The sequence below is a fragment of the Fusobacterium varium genome (genome assembly GCA_021531615.1).
Taxonomy (GTDB): domain Bacteria; phylum Fusobacteriota; class Fusobacteriia; order Fusobacteriales; family Fusobacteriaceae; genus Fusobacterium_A; species Fusobacterium_A varium_C.
This window is the reverse complement of the sequence record JADYUE010000080.1, coordinates 1-1,547: the sequence shown is the minus strand read 5'-3', so window position 1 is coordinate 1,547 and position 1,547 is coordinate 1. Positions and strand designations below refer to the sequence as shown.

The window sequence follows — 1,547 nt, the reverse complement described above, 5'->3', positions numbered from 1 at the left end:
ATCAGTTATGCAACTGAGTAAAATAGATTGAACGAAGAGTTTGATCCTGGCTCAGGATGAACGCTGACAGAATGCTTAACACATGCAAGTCTACTTGATCCTTCGGGTGATGGTGGCGGACGGGTGAGTAACGCGTAAAGAACTTGCCTTGCAGTCTGGGACAACGTCTGGAAACGGACGCTAATACCGGATATTATGATTGAATCGCATGATTTAATTATGAAAGCTATATGCGCTGCGAGAGAGCTTTGCGTCCCATTAGTTAGTTGGTGAGGTAACGGCTCACCAAGACGATGATGGGTAGCCGGCCTGAGAGGGTGAACGGCCACAAGGGGACTGAGACACGGCCCTTACTCCTACGGGAGGCAGCAGTGGGGAATATTGGACAATGGACCAAAAGTCTGATCCAGCAATTCTGTGTGCACGATGAAGTTTTTCGGAATGTAAAGTGCTTTCAGTTGGGAAGAAGAAAGTGACGGTACCAACAGAAGAAGCGACGGCTAAATACGTGCCAGCAGCCGCGGTAATACGTATGTCGCAAGCGTTATCCGGATTTATTGGGCGTAAAGCGCGTCTAGGCGGTTTGGTAAGTCTGATGTGAAAATGCGGGGCTCAACTCCGTATTGCGTTGGAAACTGCCAAACTAGAGTACTGGAGAGGTAGGCGGAACTACAAGTGTAGAGGTGAAATTCGTAGATATTTGTAGGAATGCCGATGGGGAAGCCAGCCTACTGGACAGATACTGACGCTAAAGCGCGAAAGCGTGGGTAGCAAACAGGATTAGATACCCTGGTAGTCCACGCCGTAAACGATGATTACTAGGTGTTGGGGGTCGAACCTCAGCGCCCAAGCTAACGCGATAAGTAATCCGCCTGGGGAGTACGTACGCAAGTATGAAACTCAAAGGAATTGACGGGGACCCGCACAAGCGGTGGAGCATGTGGTTTAATTCGACGCAACGCGAGGAACCTTACCAGCGTTTGACATCCCAAGAAGTTAACAGAGATGTTTTCGTGCCTCTTCGGAGGAACTTGGTGACAGGTGGTGCATGGCTGTCGTCAGCTCGTGTCGTGAGATGTTGGGTTAAGTCCCGCAACGAGCGCAACCCCTTTCGTATGTTACCATCATTAAGTTGGGGACTCATGCGAGACTGCCTGCGATGAGCAGGAGGAAGGTGGGGATGACGTCAAGTCATCATGCCCCTTATACGCTGGGCTACACACGTGCTACAATGGGTAGTACAGAGAGTCGCTAACCCGCGAGGGCAAGCTAATCTCATAAAACTATTCTTAGTTCGGATTGTACTCTGCAACTCGAGTACATGAAGTTGGAATCGCTAGTAATCGCAAATCAGCTATGTTGCGGTGAATACGTTCTCGGGTCTTGTACACACCGCCCGTCACACCACGAGAGTTGGTTGCACCTGAAGTAGCAGGCCTAACCGCAAGGAGGGATGCTCCGAGGGTGTGATTAGCGATTGGGGTGAAGTCGTAACAAGGTATCCGTACGGGAACGTGCGGATGGATCACCTCCTTTCTAAGGAGATC

The 1,547-nt window shown here is 50.3% G+C and carries 1 rRNA gene; it reads left to right on the top strand.

The window, feature by feature from the left end:
* Positions 1-28 precede the first annotated feature (28 nt).
* A 16S ribosomal RNA gene (locus I6E31_12400) occupies positions 29-1,536 on the top strand.
* Positions 1,537-1,547: the final 11 nt, after the last annotated feature.